Origin of the sequence: Bartonella sp. MM73XJBT, assembly GCF_028618465.1 — a bacterium.
In the GTDB taxonomy this organism is placed as follows: Bacteria; Pseudomonadota; Alphaproteobacteria; order Rhizobiales; family Rhizobiaceae; genus Bartonella.
Map to the genome: position 1 here is coordinate 14937 of NZ_JAQISY010000002.1, position 18893 is coordinate 33829.

An 18893-nucleotide genomic window follows, 5' to 3' on the forward strand; every position below is an offset into this window, starting at 1 on the left:
AATTTGATATTTCTTTGTGCTCGCGCTTATTAAACAATTTCATTGATATCAGCACAATAAATCTTCTCCCCTTAACAAAATTCGCAGAAATTCGTCAGTTAAAAAAACGAATAAAATATTACGTGCGGTTACATTACCAAGCAGTTATTTTTTTTGCAATGCTGGCTTGAAAAGAATAGAAGGGAGTGGTTTATTCATTGAGCTGGATTGTCATAAACATATGCTTTATTAACGTTTTTATAAGTGAGGATAGGATTTACAGACGATTATTGTCTTGCGAAAAAAGTGAAGTAATGAAAGGGGTAATAAAAGAAGTAGGAGGACTTATGCTTATCCTATTGTGTTGTGCTGTTTTTATAGGGGAATTACTTTAAATTTATAGGTAATCTAATATCAATCATATACTCAACCTTTGGTACACAACGTTACAAATGTGTTACAAGACGGAGAACAATCACAACAACGGAAAAAGAAAAAGTGGAAAAACATTTTTCCACTTCTATTGCTGGCTATTGAATGCGCCCACTTGCATGAGCAAGCATAGTATAGACTTTTCCAGTATCCGATATCAGGTATTTCCGAATTGCGTTGGAAGAACCAGAACTCCTCGACACATCATGTAATAGCTTTTCAAAATCCATAATATATTGATTAACTGAATGTTTAAAACCCATATCACTCATATGTTTTTTCTTAATCATTTCAAATATCTTTTTCCCATTTGAAGTATAAAGGCGTTCTGTCACTATGTTTTTTTGTCCACGGCGATAATGATCCCATAGCTCAACAACAGCATTATGGTTCATGGCTTGTACTATACCGGCTGCTAAAGAATTAAGAGACTCATTTGCAGAACGTGTTTTTGTTTGTACCGGTGCAAAAACGGTATCATCATGCATCTCATCATACCAAGTTTCTTCACGTGAAGCTCTTTCTAAGAGATTCGATACCCATTTATTTTGCCGCTTTTTACTTTGGTTTTGTTGCAAAACAGGTTTAGGCGGCACTATCTTTTTAACCACTTCAGAAGAAATACTCTCACTCTTCTTAAGTGTTGACGATGAAGGAAGCGCCGACATTATCTGTTCACTGGCATTTTTTTGATTATTCTTTTGTATAACGTTTACGAGATCTTTTAATGCTGTAATTTGTTCATTCAGAGCTGTGCGAATTGTTTGTGTTGTTTCTTTTGTCTTTTCTGGAAGCTTTTGAACATTCTCATTAATATCATTATTAATTTTTGAAAGTTCTAAACGAACTTCATCAGCGGAGCGACGTATATCTTTTGCTGCTCCTGAAAAACGTACTGAAGCTTCATTAATAAGCTGATTGAGTGATTGTTGGAGTGAATGGGTAGAGTGACGCGCATTATTATCTGTGCGTTCTAATGCTAAGTTGAGAACGTTTTCATAATGTACAATCAATTGATTGATTTCATTAGATTTCGCAACAAGCGCATTGCTTAATGCAGAGAGCATGTTGTGTTTTTCTTCAAGGGTTGCACCAAGTGAATTTTCGGACTGCTCGAGAACATGAATCGTTTCAGAAAGTGTTTTAGCATGTTCCCCAAAACGATTTGTTATATGACTAATCTGTTCAAATGTATTTTGTGAAAGCCCTTGCAGAACCTCAACATTGTTATGGAGCGCTTGATTTGAGGCTGATAACTGCTCTGCCACTTGGTTTGTATTGCGGAAAAAATGATTCGCAGCCGCATTAAATTGACCATCAATATTTTGAACTGCTGATAATAAAACATTATTATTTTCGTGGAAGCTGTAAATTGATTGATTCAATTGTGCAACGATCGATGAGACATTATTGACAAGATCATCCTTCAGAGCAGTTACTGTTTGAAGTGTTTCAGTGTTGGTTTGTGCCAAGCTATTCACGAAAGACTCATTGTGTGCATAGATCCTTTGTTCAGCATCTTGTGTTGAAAGGGAGAGCTGTTCACTCAGATGCTGTGTCAAACAACCAATTGATTCCGTTGTATTTTGCGCTGCTTGATTTAAATTGCTTGTTAGTTCTGTAATTTTTCCAACATGTTCTGAAATTTGGGTAGCTGTTTGATTTTTTGCGTCTTCCAAACGATCACTTACATCAGAAAGCTGCGATCCTAAATTATTTTTCAGATTTTGCATGGAGTGATGAAGAACATTGCAGCGCTCATTGAGGACTTGTTCAATTTCTGTTGTTGAAGTGTGAATGGTTTCATTCAACAATGCTTGCGCATTATGACTGGCTGTTGTGAAGGCTTCAATCGTATGAGCTGTTTGCTCAGACAGGACGGATAAAACTTTTTCACTGGTATCATAAACTGTTTGTTTAACGTTTGATACAATGCGGTTACCAGATTCTGAGAGAATATTTTCTGCTTTTGTGGTAACGTCCTCTACAGATAAAAGTATCTGTTCACTTGTAGAAGAAAGAATATCGGAGGCTTCTACAACTTTATCACGCAAACTACTTGCAACTGTGTTAACGGAATCTTCCAATGTAATCCGTATATTATCAACACTTGTTTCGAGAGCTTGTTGAATTGCTTGACTTTGTTCATTATTAAGGATCATAGATGTTTGCAATGAATCAGAGCGCTTTTCAAGGATAGATGTTTGCATCTCTATAGTTTCACATACTTGTCCAAGCTTTTCTGAAAATGCTTCTTCTAGGCTGGTTGCACGCTGAAAGATTTGGCGGGTATGATTTTCCAAACTCTCATCGAGGGTTTCTATACGTGTTTCAAGGGCTTCAAAGAATGTTCCGTTAGATTGAGAGAGAGTATTCTTCAGAATTTCAGCATGTCCTTCAAGATTTTTGATATGTCCTTGAACAGTTTCGGTAATGTTTCTATTATTAGCAGCAATTGCATCTTCAACGAGACCTATTTGCTGTTTTAATGCGGCATCAACATGTATGTCACTTTTGGCAATGAGATTATGAATGGTTTCCATCCGTTGTTCAAGTATACGTGTTTGATCTGCAAGAACTTCGTTAAGAGAAAAACTGTTAATCGCCAAAGAATCACGAAGCGCATCGGCACGTATATCAATATTTCTAGCTTGTGCTTCTAAAGCATCTCTCGTTGTATTGCAGCTTTGAGCAATGACTTTTTGTAGTTTTTCTGTGCATTGGACGATATTTGCAACATGATTTTCTGCTTGATGATCAACAATTTGAACATTATCAATCAAAATCTTTTCAAGACTTGAAGTATTTTGTGCTAGGGCATCAATTTGAGTTCTTAATGTATCGGCAATTTTATTCTTTTCACTGTCGAGCATGTTTGCCATGAGAGATCTTTGATCAGAAAGTTGCAATTTGAAGTCTTGTGAACACTCTTGTATGATATCAACAATAGCATTATCGATATGTTGAACTTCTTCTTTTAGTTTATCTTTGCTTTTGTCGATTGCAGAAAGAATAGTTTCCCGTCCACTTGTAAAGGCTTCAGTAATATCAGCCGTTCTTTCTTGAAGATTCGCATTAATTTGCAAGACATGTGATTCCAAGAAATGACCAAGTTTTTCAGCATTATCTTCTAGATCTTGACTGCGCGCTATGAAGGATTCAATGATGGAATTGCTGTGCTCTTTAAGAGAAAGATCAACATTTGCTAAACGATTTTCAAAAGCGTCAATTGCTTCTGAAGTTACGTTATCAAATTTAGCAGAGAGTTTGTATGCTTTCTCATCGAGCTGTATAACTTTGTCATCAAAATTCTGTAGAAACTGATTATTGCGATTAATAATGGATTCATCGAGTGCTTTAAATTTTTCATCAACACTGTAGAGAGTTTGCTCTGTTGCTGCTTGTATATGCGTTGCAATTTTAGCAATATGCATTTCAGCTTTAGCAGCAGTTTCATGAAAAGTTTTCTCTATTTGTTTTTCATTATTATCAAAACGTTCTGAGAAACTATCAAAATTTTTCCCTAATTCGTAAAAAAACTCCGAGTTTTTTTGCTGGATTTGCATTGTGGTTTGATTAAATTTTTCAACGAGTTGATTTGTTACCCCATCACCGGCATAGGAAAGTTTTTCAACAAGATCTTCTCCTTGTTTTTGTAAAGTCTGGGAAAGAGTTTGCGCAAGCTTTTCAACATTGGTTACAATCTTGGAGGTAACTAAGCCAAATTCATCACTCAGTTGCTCCTGTGTTCCCTTAATTGTTGACTGAACTCGGTCAGCATGATTTAAGATGGCTATGCGTTCATTGCTCAATTCTTTGATGAGAGTATGAATGCGCGACTCATTTTCAGCATAAGCTTGTTCCAGATTATGAACTTCTCCTTGTATGATCGCTTCAAGCTCAACAGCACGCCCAAGGGTACGTTCAATCCCCTCGTTCATAGCCGAAACTTCTTCACGAATGGTCTGCCCTATAGCAAGAGCTTGTTTTTCAGAGATATGCTGTGGTTCACTGAGACGTTGTGCAGCATTGGTCATGAGAAGAGCAATATTATGCAATTCATTCGAGCGTTTTGTTAATTGAGCAAATCCCCAAGATATAAGAATAGGAATTACTGTTCCAGCTACTACAGCTAGTCCTGTTGGGGATGTAACAAAAGTAGTAATATTCGATAAGGAATTGAGTCCAGCAGGAGCTAGCTTATGAGCAATAACAGCACCTCCTGTTGCCCATAAAGCACTAAGTGCTGTTGTACACCAATAGATTCGAGAGGGAGAACGCTGCTTTAATAATTCATAATTTAAAGGGGTTGTTATATCATCATTAGCAGGAAAAAGTTGTGTGGATAATAATCTGTTATGAACCGTTCCACCTGAAAGTTCAGATCCAGATTTGGAAGCAAAAAGCTGTTCAACAACGGATTCATCAATAACAGCACTATCATGAATATTGGAGAGAAGAGTCGAAGTACCATTTTCAGCGAAAACTTCTTCTTCTGCCATCGCAATCTTTTGAATGAGCTCATCTACATTAATGACATTATCAGAATTATTGGATGATATTGTTTCAATTTCCGCATTAGCAAAATCAAAGTTCATAGCTTTTGAGAGAGCTTCTTCAACTTCAATTTCAAATGTTTGTAACTTGGTTCTGCGTGCCATACTCGCCTCGTACTCTTACAGACCGAAAAAGGATACTTCCTTCTTCAGATATTCCGGTATACTAGCTGTTAATTATTTAGAAAGGAATACGCTCCAAGAAAATTTTTAAAAACTTATCAAGATTAAAGTTAACGCAGTACATTAACTTGTGCAAAAATATTACAAAGATCAATAAAAACAACATATTATTTGATTTTTAAAAAATAAAATACTGTTTACAACTTTCAATTTATAAGTAAAATTATAAACTCGTTGTATTTGTGTTAGTGGCAATATAATGACCGTTGTACACAATATGGTTAAAAAAGTCTGCGGTTGCAGGTACATTTGTGATATGTACCTATTGTTTTTTTTGATAAGAATTAACGAGTCATGCTCTCATTCTGATAATTTATGTTGATTCTAATCAGAAAAACGCACTATTTTGAAATACACATAATTTAGAGTATAGGGTATGCGTAATGTTGCGAGATGTAAAATTAAAAGTTTATCTTTTCACGGTATAAAAACGTAAACGTTTGGAAATCGCGTATTTTCTAATGTTTTTATAGGTTGTTGTGCTCCTTACCTTAAAGGGCTGTTTTTTCTTGATAGGAAAAGTGTCTTTTGCTAATTTTTGAAGTTGCTGCGTTGACAATTCGATATTTTTCAGTCGATATGCGTACATGGGTATTCTGATGCAATTCGAGATAAAGGTGTAAGAATAATGGCAGAACGATCACAGCACCTGCAAGATGTATTTTTAAATACGGTACGCAAGCAAAAAATTTCTCTTACAATTTTTCTTGTAAATGGTGTTAAGCTAACGGGTATTGTAACTTCGTTTGATAATTTTTGTGTGCTTCTACGTCGAGATGGGCATGCGCAATTGGTCTATAAGCATGCTATTTCTACAATTATGCCCGGACAATCCGTGCAGATGTTTGAGGGGGAAAACCCTGAATAAACAAGTCACTTCACTTTGAAATCTCTTATCCCATTCCCATGTCTAAAATGCTTGAATTGTCATGATAAATGAAAATAAGAGATTTGGGGGATTTCCTTCGCGAATTGAAAAACAAGTCCGCGCTGTTGTTTTGGTGCCGATTTGCCAAGAAAATGAAAGTAAAAATACCGCAAGTGGATGTTCAGTATCTTCTCGGCTTAAGGAGGCTTTAGGGCTCGCGCGTGCTATAAGGTTGGAAGTTGTTTATCATGAGACGGTTAATATTGTTACACTTCGTCCAGCGACTTTGTTTGGAAAGGGTAAAGTAGAGGCGCTTGCCCAATATATAAGTGAATATTCTATTGAACTTGCGATTGTAGATTATTCTTTAACGCCCGTGCAGCAGCGTAATTTAGAAAAATTATGGCATTGTAAAGTTATTGATAGAACGGCTCTCATTCTTGAAATTTTTGGAGAGCGTGCGCGGACAAAAGAAGGTGTTCTACAAGTTGAATTAGCGCATTTATCTTATCAAAAAAGCAGGCTGGTGCGTAGTTGGACACACTTGGAAAGGCAACGTGGTGGCCGTGGCTTTTTAGGGGGACCTGGTGAGACGCAGATTGAAGAAGATAGGCGTCTTTTGCAAGAGAAAATTGTTCGTATCCGTCGCGAATTAGAAACAGTTATGAAAACACGTGCGCTTCATAGAGCGAAAAGAAAAAAAACACCCCATCCTGTTGTTGCTTTAGTTGGATATACCAATACAGGAAAATCAACCCTTTTTAATCATTTAAGTGGTGCAGATGTCTTGGCAAAGAATATGTTGTTTGCAACGCTGGATCCCACTTTGCGCAAAGTTATTCTTCCCCATGGACAAACTATTCTTTTGTCTGATACGGTAGGCTTTATTTCTAACTTACCAACGCATTTGATTGCAGCTTTTAAAGCAACCCTTGAAGAAGTGGTTGAAGCTGATCTCATTCTTCATGTGAGAGATATGTCTGATTTTGATCATCGTGTGCATGCTCAGGATGTTTTGAGAGTACTTTCAAGTCTTGGTATTGATATTGATGATACGGAACGTATCATAGAAGTTTGGAACAAAATTGATATCCTGGATGAACAAGCATTAAATGTCTTGCAAACAAATGCAAAAACACGATTAAATCCTGCGGTAATGGTATCAGCGCTCATGGGCGATGGATTGGGTCAATTATTGACAGCAATTGAAAAGCGGATTTTTGGAGAAATGCAAAAGGTTGAATGTCTTTTAAGACCTCATCAAATGTCGCTTATTGATTGGTTTTATGAAAATTCTGGTGAGATTATGCAAGAAGGGCATGATGATGGTTCTGTTACCATTAGAGCAGTACTTACCTGTGAAGCAAAAAAACGCTTAGATTATATCAAACAAAATCTGAACTAAAGTTTTTGTAGATATTCTTGAATATTTTTTCTTAAATTTTATGGTTTTCTTATCGCAAAATAATATGAATTCAAGTTAAGAGGATAGTTACTACTTTCTCTTAAATAAAAATCATGAAGTATTTTGCTGGTTGAAAGAAAGATGATTCTTAAGTGCGATAGAAAACTGTTGGTACGTACAGTATTGCAAAACATTTTGGTTGTTTTGTTATTAGCAGTGCTCTGTACATCTTTGATTTGGGTATATTATTTTGTTCAGCCACGGATTTATCGGGCAACCTTAACATTTTCAGTATCGGATTCTATTGAGAAGCCTTTGCCAATTGATAAACAAAATAATGTTATCGCTTTTCTTCTGTCACAGCCCATAGTTTTAAAGGATTCACGCTTACAGAGTCTTTCTTTAGGGAGCTCTCAAAAGAAAGATTTTCGTGAAAATATCCGTTTGTTGCGCAATGGTAATTTCTTTGATCTTATTTTTGAAGCAGAAACACTTGAAGCTGCTCAACACGGATTAGAGATTTGGTTTTCGGCATTTTCAAAAGCAATCATACAACAGCAACAAAAATTATTGTTAATAGAACAACAAACTTCTCAACACTATGATAAGACTAAAATTTTGGACATAATGCATGGATTCCGTTCATCTGTTGATTCTTTCATTTATCACAATATAAAACAAACAGAACTTCATGATCTTTCTGTGCAATTAATGGAAGCGACTTTAAAGCGTATTCATTTAACGAGTTTGAATTCTACTATTAATATGGCGCAGGAGAATGGACAGTCTTTATTGTCTTTATCCTTTATTGCAGGGAATTCAATGATTTCTGCATTGGAAGCTAAGCGTGATCTTTTGGAAACGCAAAGAGCGCATATGGTTGCACAATTAGGCTGGACACATCCTCAAATAAAAGCAATGACTGCAGAATTAGAGGCGGTTTCTCAGCAATTAGAAAATAAAATTTTGCAAATTGTTCACCAATTTCACTCCGATGAGATTCTTGCAACAGAATTCGAAAAACAACTAAAAAAAAGGATGAGCTTTTTTGTAAAAGATCAATCCCAATCTTTGAATCAAATGTTTAATGAGCTCGAAAATAAAATAAGAGCAGTGGTAGATGCGCAAAACAAAGAGATGAATAAGGATTCTTCTCTTTTGCACAACACAAAGATTCATGTAGTTGTACCAACAACGTTAACAACAATTCCTTTTATGGATCTTTATGGGAAGAATGTTCTTATCAGTGTCTTTACAAGTTTGATTACTCTTTTGGGAGGGGCATTGTTGTTTCGTCAATGTTCTGCAACAAGGAGAGATAAAGTAAAAGAAAATGATTTTAAAAGTGATGAGAGCGTTTTCATATCTGAAAGAATAGAAGAACTTGAATCTTTTGTTACAATAGAGGGATTATCAAATTTTTTGAAGCGTCGCACTTCGGTGATTATTTCAATCATTGGACCAGAAGCTGCACGAACAGCAGCAAAGCTTTCTCTTCATCTTATCAAAGAGCGCAAAACCATTTTGTTGGTGGATATTTCTGGTCAACAAATAGAGAAAGTCATTGGTCCACATAGAGGATTGAGCGATATTTTAACAAGAAATGCTCAGTTGCGGGATGTGATTTATCGTGATTATGACACGGGCATTGATATTCTTCCACAAGGATTAACGAGTGCTGTGTCTGCACAAGATTTTTTAGATGGTATTCCGAACCTCTTACAAGAATTTAAAAAGGATTATGATTTTATTATTTTAGAGATGGAGAGTGAACCTCAATATGGAGTTGAACAATTTGCGAGGCTAACAGACTATTATATCTGTAGTATTACTCTTAATGAACAAGATTGGATACGAAAAATGGTGAGACAGTTTCCGAAGACTGTTTACCGTGTGGTTGCTTCATATCTATCATAGAATATGAATTGCATGTTATCGTGCTACCCTTGTTTTATACTAAAGTTGTAGTACATAATTTAAAAGGGTTGTGATTTGTTATGTTTAAGTTTTTTAATGAGTTGTAATTGGAGAGAGACGTGGGGCAATCAGAGATGACCATAAAGAGTTTGAATGAGAGCGTTTTGACACCATTGCAGAAAAAAAATAGAACACAAATTCGCCTGTGGCTTTATTCTATTTTATTACTTTGTTTGGCAATTGTTTTAGTGGGGGGAGCTACCCGCTTAACGGGATCAGGGTTGTCGATAACTGAGTGGAAGCCAATTCACGGTGTCATTCCACCCATTGGTGAGGAACAATGGCAAGAAGAGTTTTTAAAATATCAACAGATAGCACAATATAAGTTGCTTAATCGCGATATGACGTTAAATGCGTTTAAGGTGATTTTCTGGTGGGAATGGGCACACCGCGTTTTAGGGCGTCTTGTTGGCCTTGTTGCTTTATTCGGTTTAATTTGGTTTTGGGCGACCAAGCGTATTGAAAAAAAGATCTTACTTCAACTTACCATTGTTCCTATTCTTATTGCATTTCAAGGATTCATTGGTTGGTGGATGGTTGCTTCAGGTATTGGCCAAAGTAATTTGACCAGCGTGAGCCAATATCGTTTAGCGTTTCATCTTATAACAGCTTGTTTTGTTATTATTTTTGTTACTTATTTATCACGAGGGCTCGTGGAATATTCAGAAAAACCAGCAGGTCAAAGGATACAATATTTTGCGGGGTGGCTTGTTGTTTTCATTTTGATCGAAATTTACTTGGGTGCTTTGGTTGCAGGACTCCATGCTGGAAAAGTTTATAATACGTGGCCCCTTATGGATGGTCAGATTATTCCTGATGGATTGTTGCAACATACTCCTGTTTGGCGCAATTTTTTCGAAAATCCCTTAACAGTTCAATTTGTCCATCGTTTTTTTGCTTATTTTTTATTTGTTGCAGCCGTTATTCATGTTCTATATCTGCGGAAAAGTGTGCCAAATTCAACACATTCTCGTCGTGCATTTTTTGTATGTATTATGATTGTTATTCAAGCATTTTTGGGTATTCTTACCTTGCTCCATGAAGTGCCCCTAAGCTTAGGACTTATCCATCAAAGCGTTGCGTTAGCAGTTTTGTGTTTTTCAGTTGCCCATTGGCGTGCAACAAAAGGAGCGTATCGCACTGTTGAATAAAGCGATGTATCGAGAAAAGTCTAGATTCTTGACAGCATTAAGTCGAGATTTTGAACAGCAGCTGCGGCTGCACCTTTTCCTAAATTATCGAAGAGGGCACAGAGATTGAAGATACCTTCGCGTTCATTGCCAAACACGAACAGTTTCATCTTGTCTGTATGTGCTAAATATTCTGGATTGAGTTTAGTGAGAGCATCTGTTTCTTCTTGTGATGCGATTGTTATAACATTTTGCCCATCGTAATGGTTTTCAAAAATTTCTCGTAGATCAGAACAACTGGCTGATTTTGTAAGTAAATGGCGGTAGAGTGGAATATTTACAATCATTCCTTGCGGAAAACGACCAACGCTTGGTATAAAAATAGGTGTTTGGCTCATTTGTCCATAGAGTTTAATTTCAGGGACATGTTTGTGTTCAAGATTGAGACCATAAATAAAATAATTTTCTCGAACGTCATTTTGTTGAAATTGGTTTTCCATTTGTGCAATTAATTGTTTTCCTCCACCGGTATAACCGGATATTGCGTTAATTGATATCGGGTAAGAAGCATCTAACAAGCCAGCTTCACGCAGTGGTCGAATCAAGCTAATTGCACCGGTAGGGTAACATCCAGGATTGGTCACGTAATGTGCTGCTTGAATGCGTTTTTTTTGTCCCGCGGTCATTTCAGGAAAACCGTAGACCCAATCTGGTGCAATACGGTGCGCTGTTGAGCTATCAATGATTCTAATTTTTTTATTGTTTTTAAGCCAGTTAACTGTTTCACGTGCAGTATTATCTGGAAGACATAAAATAGCAATGTCAGTTTGATTAAGACAGTCACGCCGAATATCAATATTATGTCGATCTGTATGCGCAAGAGAGAGTAATTTAAAATCCGAACGCTCCGCTAGTCGTTTTTGTATTTGTAATCCGGTTGTGCCATGTTCACCGTCAATAAAAACTTTTGTTGCCATTCTCTTTGCCTGAAATGAATTTTTTCTGCCATATTTAGCGTATTATATTATAAATGATTACTAACTAAATTCTTACGTTTCTTGAATTTATAAATCGTTTTGCTTGTAAAACAATGCGACCAGTAAGTGTGTGTGTGAGGAAAAGCTTAATATTCATGTAGTGTTATTTTCGTGAGGGAAATGTTTTTCGTTTATATATTAAAGGAATAAAATAAAGTTTGCACACTTTTAGAGTGAAAGTTATTTAAAATATTTGGTTTGCGTAATCTGCTGTGTTATCGTTTAGTAAATTTATTTTTTAATGCTAGGAATGTGTTTTATGATTCAGCAAGAGAATGACATACAAAAGCGCTTTTTTAATGATAATTTACAAACTGTCGATTCTGCAATCTTCGATGCAATTAGGGGGGAGTTTGAGCGTCAACAACATGAAATTGAGCTGATAGCTTCAGAGAATATTGTTTCAAGGGCGGTTCTTGAAGCACAAGGGTCAGTTTTAACAAATAAATATGCAGAAGGTTATCCAAGAAAACGCTATTATGGGGGATGTCAGTTTGTTGATATTGTTGAAGATTTAGCAATTGAACGAGCAAAACAGCTTTTTGGTGCTGCTTTTGCAAATGTCCAGCCTAATTCTGGTAGCCAAATGAATCAAGCTGTCTTTTTAGCTTTACTCCAGCCTGGTGATACATTTATGGGATTGGATTTAAATGCTGGTGGTCATTTGACACACGGTTCATCTGTCAATATGTCTGGAAAATGGTTTGATGTTGTTTCCTATGGCGTGCGTCAAGAAGATCAAATTCTTGATATGGAGGAAGTTGAATGCCTTGCAAAAAAACATAAGCCTAAGCTTATTATTGCAGGTGGTTCGTCTTATCCTCGTCTATGGGATTGGAAACGGTTCCGTGAAATAGCAGATGAGATCGGTGCTTATTTTCTCGTTGATATGTCACATATTGCGGGTCTGGTTGCTGGTGGTGTTCATCCTTCACCTGTTCCCTATGCACATATTGTAACAACGACAACACATAAGTCGTTACGTGGTCCTCGGGGTGGTTTGATCTTAACAAATGATGAAGCTTTAGCCAAAAAAATTAATTCAGCGATTTTCCCTGGTCTTCAAGGTGGTCCTTTAATGCATGTGATTGCGGCTAAAGCTGTTGCATTTGCGGAGGCTTTGCAGCCTTCTTTTAAGCGTTACAGTGCTGATGTTGTTACCAATGCTAAAACTTTAGCAAAAACATTAGAGAATAATGGTTTTAATATTGTTTCTGGTGGTACGGACAATCATTTATTATTGGTTGATTTGCGTTCTAAAAATGTGACAGGAAAACGTGCTGAATTGGCTTTAGGACGAGCACATATTACTTGTAATAAAAATGGTATTCCTTTTGATCCTGAAACACCATCGATAACTTCAGGAATTCGTTTGGGATCACCTGCTGCGACAACGCGTGGTTTTGCAGAAAAAGAATTTATTCAAGTTGGTAACCTGATTTCAGAAGTTCTTGATGGTCTTGGGATAGCAAAAAGCGATGAAGATAATAGTGTCATTGAAATGGCTGTTAGGGAAAAGGTGAAAGATATAACGAATCAATTTCCTCTTTACTCTTATCTTAGCACTTGTTAAGGATACACAACAGATGCGCTGTCCTTACTGCCAATATGAGGATACACAAGTCAAAGATTCGCGTCCAGCTGAAGAAGGCGCAGTTATTCGTCGTCGGCGTGTGTGTTCCGTTTGTGGCGGTCGTTTTACAACTTTTGAACGCGTTCAGCTGCGTGAGCTCTTAGTTTCTAAAAAAAGTGGACGATGTGAACCATTTGATCGTGATAAGTTAATGCGATCAGTTGATATAGCTGTACGGAAACGGAATATTGATCCTGATCATATTGAACGAGCGATTTCTGGTATTGTACGTCAACTCGAGAGTTTGGGGGAACCAGAAATCGCTTCGGAAAAAATTGGGCATCTTGTGATGGAAGCATTGAAAAGAATTGATGATATTGCCTATATCCGCTTTGCTTCTGTCTATCGGGATTTTCGTAATGCAAGTGATTTTCACGATGTTATAGACGAGTTATCAAAGAGTGTAACGGATACAGAATTTTGTTTTGATGAATAAAAAAGTGCAAGATGAGCGGTTTATGGCGGCAGCTATCCGTTTGGCAGAGCGTCATGTCGGTCTTACTGGTGAGAATCCTTCGGTTGGTACATTGATTGTGCAAAACGATAATGATGCAGGAGCATATATTGTTGGTTATGGTGTAACAGCTATAGAAGGAAGGCCTCATGCTGAAGTGCAGGCTTTGCGTATGGCAGGTTCTTTAGCACGTGGAGCTACTGTTTATGTTACTTTGGAGCCTTGTTCGCATTATGGAAAAACTTCGCCATGTGTAAATGCGCTTATTGATTCAGGGGTTTCTAGGGTTGTTATTGCTCTTACTGACTTAGATAAGCGCGTTGATGGTCGTGGTATTGCTCTTTTACGTACGGCTGGTATTGAGGTTGTTGAAGGTGTTTTGGCTGAAGAGGCTTTTGAAGCATTGTGCACACATTGGTGTATAAGGAAGATGCAACGTTGTGCTGTTACTCTGAAAATGGCAATTTCTGCTGATAATGGGGTGGGAAAAAGAGGGCAGGGGAGAATCAAAATTAGTGGAATGATTTCTCACACACATACGCATATTCTGCGTGCTCAAAATAATGCTATTCTTGTTGGTATTGGTACTATATTAGCAGATGATCCACAATTGAATTGTCGTTTGCCAGGGATGGAGATGCGTTCGCCCATACGTATTATTTTGGATACAGATTTATCTGTCCCCCTTGATGCAAAAGTTGTGCAAACGGCAAAAAGAATTCCTACATGGATTATTTGTGATATGAATCTTGCCAAGGAAAGCAAAAAAACTGCACTAGAGAAATCAGGTGTATTGGTGTATTCGGTAGAAATAAAAAATGGTTGCATGCAACCCCTTGCGATTTTACAGCTCCTGTATCAGCGTGGAATTCATAGTGTTTTACTTGAGGGGGGGGTAAAGACAGGGGAAAAGTTTTTAAATGCTGGTTGTGTGGATCATGTAATATGCTTTTATGCACCCATTATTTTAGGACAAAACCGTATTGAAGCGCCTCATTTTGGAAATTATCTCTCGCAGTTTCATGAAGTTGAGACAAGAATGTTTGGAAATGACCGTTTTTATAAATGGAGACGTAAAACATTATGTTCACAGGGATTATAACGGACATCGGTTGTATTGAAGATGTGCAATCTTTAAAGCAGGGTTTGCGTTTAAAGATTTCTACACACTATGATCTAGAAAGCTTAAAAATTGGTGCATCAATTGCTTGTTCAGGAATTTGTCTAACAATTGTTGAGAGAGGATCAAAACACGCTCATATCAGTTGGTTTGCTGTGGAGGCATGGGAAGAAGCGTTGCGTTTGACGAATCTTGCAGGATGGACAAAAGGAACTTGTATTAATCTAGAACGTTCACTCAAATTGGGTGATGAAATGGGGGGACATTTGGTTTTGGGGCATATTGATGGACTCGCTCTCATTATTGATCAGAAAAATGAAGGAGATGCAGTTCGTTTTTTCTTAAAAGTTCCAACACGGTTTACGCCCTTTATTGTAAATAAGGGATCTATTGCACTTAATGGAACCTCGTTGACTGTTAATTGTATCGAGGATTGTCTTTTTGATGTTCTTATTATTCGTCATACGCTTGAAATGACCACTTGGGGACAAGCTAAAGTTGGAGATCAGGTCAACTTAGAAATTGATCAGTTTGCTCGTTATGCTGCAAAATTCTCTGATTTTAAAATGAAAGATAAACAAGCTAAAAGTTACTTATAGTTTTTAGACTTTATAATCTTATGCGCATTGATTCATTTTTCTGGTAGAATTTGGTTATGATAAAAGAACTCCATAAAAAATCGCACCTCTTAATTGTTGAAGCGCGTTTTTATAAGGGGATTTCTGATGCACTTTTGAGAGGTGCAGTGAATGCTTTGCAAAGAGCTGAAGCAAGCTATGATATTGTAACGGTTCCAGGAGCATTAGAAATACCAAGTGCAATAGCTTTTGCGGAAAAAAGTAATAAGGTATTTTACGATGGTTATGTGGCACTTGGTTGTATTATTCGGGGTGAAACATATCATTTTGAAATTGTTGCTAATGATTCTTGCCGCGCTTTGATGGATTTAACTGTTCATAAACTGTTGGCTATTGGAAATGGTATTTTGACTGTTGAGAATGAAGAACAAGCATGGGCGCGTGCGAGGCAGGATGAAAAAAATAAAGGTGGTTTTGCTGCTCAAGCTGCTTTATGTATGATCGCTCTAAAAAAGAGATTTGGAGATAATCAGTAAATATGTCTGAGAAGAAAAGAGGAGATTCTCCCCGTTTAGCGAATAAACGTGGAGCAGCAAGGCTTGCTGCCGTTCAAGCACTTTATCAAATGGATATAGTCGGTTCTGGTGTAATGGAAACTGCTGCTGAATATGAGGCTTATCGTCTAGGAAAAGATATTGATGGAGATCAGTATCTTGATGCTGATTTTCAATGGTTTTTGGCTATTATTACTGGTGTTGTAAAGAATCAAAAGCAGCTTGACCCTATGCTTCATCAGCAGCTTTCTGCAGAGTGGTCACTTTCACGTCTTGATTCTATATTACGCGCAATTTTACGTGCGGGGTTGTGGGAGTTGATTAATCGCCAAGACGTACCTGTTGCTGTTGTTATGGACGAATATGTAGATATAGCAAAGGCATTTTTTGAAGGCGATGAGCCAAAACTTGTCAATGCAGTTCTTGACAGCATGGCAAAAAAAGTCCGCACTTAAAAAATATGCTACAACCCTGATTTTATCAGGGTTGTATACAGATTGTTATAACTTAATTATGAACAGGTAAATTTGCTGGGCCTTTTATAATTTGAATTAAAAAAGGCTGCTCTTTTGTCGCTGTTGGTGTAGTTTGTGTAATAAAATCAAAAACTTGACCGTCTTTTAGACCATAATTGGCTACCTTAGTAACCTGATTATTTTTGTTGAAGTAAATGGCCAAAACTTTACGATCAATAATTTTTGTTTTCATAAATTGCATCCCACGGTAGCGTGTTTGTGAGATATAATAAAAGACCTCATTGTCATATTTTGTTTTTAGTGATGGTGTTCCTAGCGTGAGCAAAACTTGCTCTTGGCTTGATCCAATGGCAATAGAGTTAAGAGCATTTTTATCAAGAACGTAACCTTCTTGATATATTTGGCTTGTCCCTGAGGAATCAAGAATACTACAACCCGCAATTGCTACCATGCTTGCTATTGACAGACCAATCCATAATTTACGTTTGATCAAGTCTACTCTCTGGGGCATTTGAAACAATGGTATCTCCCTTTTACATTTAGACATATTACAAGAAGGCAACCTCAAGTTTTTTCTTATTTTAGCTTCATCTGCCATAGCCTACATTGAGTTTCCCTGTTATAAGGCAAATTATGCCATACAGAGTTTCTTTAGAAAAGAAAAAAATGAATGAAATGTGTTTTGGCTCAATAAAAGCGCAATATATTTTTCCTATTCGGGAGTTGTCAATGAATGTGCAAAATATTCCTCAAATGACATTTGCGTTGGCTTATCCAGTATCAGTACGCTCTCTACCTGCAAAAGGTATAAGGGTTCATATTTGTGCAAACCAACGAGAATGTGCGCATTTAGCTAAAAATCATGCTCTCGTTGAAGTAAAATCTTGTGAGGGAAAATTCCATATTTTTCCGTGGAAAAAACGCGGGGTACGTATAAAAGGTCTATTGCAGGCACGTATCATACAATTATGTGTTGTCACTTTAGAGCCACTAGAGAATATTCTCCATGAAAATATTGAGGTTGTTTTTGTTCCGGAAGATTCAAATTTGTTGAAACCTAAAATCTTGGAAGATACAGGGGAATTGTTTTTAGATGCGGAGGGACAAGATACGCCAGAAGTGTTTTATGGCGATAAAATTGATATTGGTGCTATCATGGAGGAATTTTTTGAGTTGTCTATTAATCATTATCCCCGCAAAGAGGGAGTCAAGATGCGTATAATTGAAAATGGAGAAAAATCTGAACAAAAATTATCACCATTTTCTGTTTTGAAAAGTTGGAAATGATTGTAAAAATATAAAAAAGTTATTTATTGCGAAGCTATTTTCGCAGGCTATGTTTTTTTGTTGTTCCAATAGTAAAAAATTGTGATAGGCATTTGAAATGCGTAAATGAGATGTAGGATATGCAAGCGTGATTAGAATTTCTGTGGATGTCATGGGCGGTGATTATGGTCCGGAAGCAACTATTGCAGGAGCAGCAATTGTGCAAAAACATTTGCCAGATGTTTATTTTCTATTTTATGGCGTAGAAGAAGTTGTTGAGCCAGTTTTAAAAAAATACCCTTGTTTAACCTCTGTGTCACAGTTCTGTCCTACAGAAAGCTATACACGTATGGATGAGAAACCAAGTCAAGCACTTCGCAATGGACGTGGTAAATCATCAATGTGGTATGCAATTGAAGCGGTAAAAAATGGCGAAGCTGATGCTTGTATTTCTGCTGGCAATACTGGCGCACTCATGGCAATGTCTTATTTTTGTTTAAAAATGATGGCGGAAGCTGAACGTCCAGGGATTGCGGGTATTTGGCCAACGCTGCGTAGTGAGAGTATCGTTTTAGATATTGGTGCTACAATTGGTGCATCTGCTAGCCAGTTGGTTGATTTGGCAGTTATGGGAGCTGGTATGTTTCGTGCTCTATATCATACCGAAAAACCAACCGTTGGGCTTTTAAATGTGGGGGTTGAAGAGGTAAAAGGTCTTCATGAAATTAAAAAAGCTGGAATGATATTGCGTGATGTGCAATTAGAGGGGTTAGAGTATAAAGGATTTGTTGAAGGCAATGATATTGGAAAGGGAACAGTAGATGTTGTTGTAACAGAAGGATTTTCTGGTAATATTGCTTTGAAAACGGCAGAGGGGACTGCGCGACAAATAGCAGAGATCTTAAATTCCGCACTGCGGAGTTCTCTTTTAGCATCTCTTGGTTATTTTTTATCGCGGGGTGCTTTTCGTACACTGAAGAATAAAATGGACCCTGATAGGGTGAATGGTGGTGTGCTTTTAGGTTTGAATGGAGTTGTCATAAAAAGTCATGGTAGCGCTAATGCTAACGGTTTTGCATCTGCTATCCGTGTTGGTTATGAAATGGTCCATAATGAACTGTTGAAAAAAATAACTGCTGATTTACGATGGTTCCATGAAAATAAAGAAACACTTTTTGATCAAGAAAATGAAGCGATAATGAATGGGGGGGATTATGATAAGCTTTTATAATACAATTAGAAAGT

At 37.1% G+C, this 18893-nt stretch carries 15 protein-coding genes; 12 read left to right on the forward strand and 3 right to left on the reverse strand.

Annotated elements, in window-relative coordinates; translation table 11 throughout:
• Positions 1 to 509: 509 nt before the first annotated feature.
• Positions 510 to 5072: a hypothetical protein gene (locus PVV69_RS00815; RefSeq protein ID WP_273756087.1), complete on the reverse strand. Its 4563-nt coding sequence runs from the start codon at positions 5070 to 5072 to the stop codon at positions 510 to 512.
• Between the two features lie 706 nt (positions 5073 to 5778).
• Between PVV69_RS00815 and hfq the strand changes: the two genes are divergently transcribed.
• From hfq to PVV69_RS00835, 4 genes are all read left to right on the forward strand, one after another.
• Positions 5779 to 6018, forward strand: coding sequence for an RNA chaperone Hfq (gene hfq / locus PVV69_RS00820; RefSeq protein ID WP_040296383.1), 240 nt, complete (start codon positions 5779 to 5781; stop codon positions 6016 to 6018).
• A gap of 61 nt (positions 6019 to 6079) precedes the next feature.
• The gene (gene hflX / locus PVV69_RS00825) at positions 6080 to 7423 is read left to right on the forward strand and encodes a GTPase HflX (RefSeq protein WP_273756088.1); all 1344 of its coding nucleotides are present in this window, start codon (positions 6080 to 6082) and stop codon (positions 7421 to 7423) included.
• 141 nt (positions 7424 to 7564) lie between these two features.
• Complete coding sequence (locus PVV69_RS00830; RefSeq protein ID WP_273756089.1) at positions 7565 to 9340, forward strand: hypothetical protein; 1776 nt, start codon at positions 7565 to 7567, stop codon at positions 9338 to 9340.
• A 119-nt stretch (positions 9341 to 9459) separates the two neighbouring features.
• Entirely contained in the window at positions 9460 to 10551 is a 1092-nt protein-coding gene (locus tag PVV69_RS00835) for a COX15/CtaA family protein (protein ID WP_273756090.1), read from the forward strand.
• Between the two features lie 20 nt (positions 10552 to 10571).
• Here the strand turns inward: PVV69_RS00835 and argC are convergent, their stop codons facing one another.
• Positions 10572 to 11507: an N-acetyl-gamma-glutamyl-phosphate reductase gene (gene argC, locus PVV69_RS00840; protein WP_273720707.1), complete on the reverse strand. Its 936-nt coding sequence runs from the start codon at positions 11505 to 11507 to the stop codon at positions 10572 to 10574.
• Between the two features lie 319 nt (positions 11508 to 11826).
• Here argC and glyA point away from each other — a divergent pair, with 319 nt between their 5' ends.
• The 6 genes from glyA to nusB are packed head-to-tail and all read left to right on the forward strand — an operon-like array spanning position 11827 to position 16361.
• Complete coding sequence (glyA, locus tag PVV69_RS00845; protein WP_273756091.1) at positions 11827 to 13140, forward strand: serine hydroxymethyltransferase; 1314 nt, start codon at positions 11827 to 11829, stop codon at positions 13138 to 13140.
• A gap of 13 nt (positions 13141 to 13153) precedes the next feature.
• A complete protein-coding gene (nrdR, locus tag PVV69_RS00850) occupies positions 13154 to 13636 on the forward strand; it encodes a transcriptional regulator NrdR (RefSeq protein ID WP_273720709.1) in 483 nt (160 codons plus the stop codon).
• A complete protein-coding gene (ribD, locus tag PVV69_RS00855) occupies positions 13629 to 14756 on the forward strand; it encodes a bifunctional diaminohydroxyphosphoribosylaminopyrimidine deaminase/5-amino-6-(5-phosphoribosylamino)uracil reductase RibD (protein ID WP_273756092.1) in 1128 nt (375 codons plus the stop codon). The genes nrdR and ribD overlap by 8 nt, the downstream gene beginning before the upstream one ends.
• The gene (locus tag PVV69_RS00860) at positions 14738 to 15373 is read left to right on the forward strand and encodes a riboflavin synthase (RefSeq protein ID WP_273756093.1); all 636 of its coding nucleotides are present in this window, start codon (positions 14738 to 14740) and stop codon (positions 15371 to 15373) included. The genes ribD and PVV69_RS00860 overlap by 19 nt, the downstream gene beginning before the upstream one ends.
• A 56-nt stretch (positions 15374 to 15429) precedes the next feature.
• On the forward strand, positions 15430 to 15888 hold the full coding sequence (locus PVV69_RS00865; protein ID WP_273756094.1) for a 6,7-dimethyl-8-ribityllumazine synthase: 459 nt from the start codon (positions 15430 to 15432) through the stop codon (positions 15886 to 15888).
• A 2-nt stretch (positions 15889 to 15890) separates the two neighbouring features.
• The gene (gene nusB, locus PVV69_RS00870; protein WP_273720713.1) at positions 15891 to 16361 is read left to right on the forward strand and encodes a transcription antitermination factor NusB; all 471 of its coding nucleotides are present in this window, start codon (positions 15891 to 15893) and stop codon (positions 16359 to 16361) included.
• Positions 16362 to 16413: 52 nt separating this feature from the next.
• Here nusB and PVV69_RS00875 read toward each other — a convergent pair whose 3' ends face one another.
• Positions 16414 to 16893, reverse strand: coding sequence for an outer membrane protein assembly factor BamE (locus PVV69_RS00875; protein WP_273720728.1), 480 nt, complete (start codon positions 16891 to 16893; stop codon positions 16414 to 16416).
• A 218-nt stretch (positions 16894 to 17111) separates the two neighbouring features.
• Between PVV69_RS00875 and PVV69_RS00880 the strand changes: the two genes are divergently transcribed.
• Both PVV69_RS00880 and plsX read left to right on the forward strand, forming a co-directional pair.
• Positions 17112 to 17669, forward strand: coding sequence for a DUF177 domain-containing protein (locus PVV69_RS00880; RefSeq protein WP_273756095.1), 558 nt, complete (start codon positions 17112 to 17114; stop codon positions 17667 to 17669).
• A 127-nt stretch (positions 17670 to 17796) separates the two neighbouring features.
• Complete coding sequence (plsX, locus tag PVV69_RS00885) at positions 17797 to 18879, forward strand: phosphate acyltransferase PlsX (RefSeq protein ID WP_273756096.1); 1083 nt, start codon at positions 17797 to 17799, stop codon at positions 18877 to 18879.
• The last annotated feature ends 14 nt before the right edge of the window (positions 18880 to 18893 follow it).